Here is a 664-nt window from a genome sequence, read left to right on the forward strand (position 1 = left end):
GGTGGTGCTGCTGCTGGTGTACTACTCGTGGACCGGCCGGCTGTTGAAAGGCGCGGTGAAGGGCGGGGTGCTGCCGTCCTCGCGCGCGCTGCGCTGGTTCAACGAACTGCCGCTGGTGCTGTTCATCGGCGTGGTGTGGCTGGTGATCGCCAAGCCGTTCTAAGCGATCCGCAGCGGTGGTGCCGGCCGCAGGCCAACTACCTCGGACCCGCGTGCGAAACCGGGTAGTGCCCCCCCCACGACCGCCGAGCCAGCCCGCCGGCGTGCAGCACAAAAAAAGCCGGGCGCTCGCGCGTCCGGCTTTTTCGTTTCCGCCGCAGCCCGGTCAGGCTACTTCGTAGGTCCCGTAGCTGCGCAGGCGCTCGTAACGCTTCTGCAGCAGCTCATCGACCGGCAGCTTCTCCAGCACGTCCAGCTCGTTGAGCAGCACGGCCTTCAGGCGTTTGGCCATCTGGTTCGGGTTGCGGTGGGCGCCGCCGGTGGGCTCACGCACGACCTTGTCCACCAGGCCCAGGCTCTTCAGGCGCGGGGCGGTCAGGCCGAGCTGTTCGGCGGCATCCTTGGCCTTGGCCGGGTCCTTCCACAGGATCGAGGCGCAGCCTTCCGGGCTGATGGTCGAGTAGACGCTGTATTCCAGCATCACGGTGCGGTCGCCCACGCCCAG

At 67.9% G+C, this 664-nt stretch carries 1 protein-coding gene and 1 pseudogene; one reads left to right on the top strand and one right to left on the bottom strand.

Annotation, left to right across the window (positions count from 1 at the left end; translation table 11 throughout):
* The first annotated feature begins 4 nt into the window (after positions 1-4).
* Positions 5-163, top strand: coding sequence for a CopD family protein (locus tag AAE045_RS23615; protein ID WP_455549741.1), 159 nt, complete (start codon positions 5-7; stop codon positions 161-163).
* 162 nt (positions 164-325) lie between these two features.
* Here the strand turns inward: AAE045_RS23615 and AAE045_RS23620 are convergent.
* Positions 326-664, bottom strand: a pseudogene (locus AAE045_RS23620) (acetyl-CoA carboxylase carboxyl transferase subunit alpha); the annotation flags it as partial.

It is taken from the genome of Dryocola clanedunensis (assembly GCF_038405435.1).
Taxonomy (GTDB): domain Bacteria; phylum Pseudomonadota; class Gammaproteobacteria; order Enterobacterales; family Enterobacteriaceae; genus Dryocola; species Dryocola clanedunensis_A.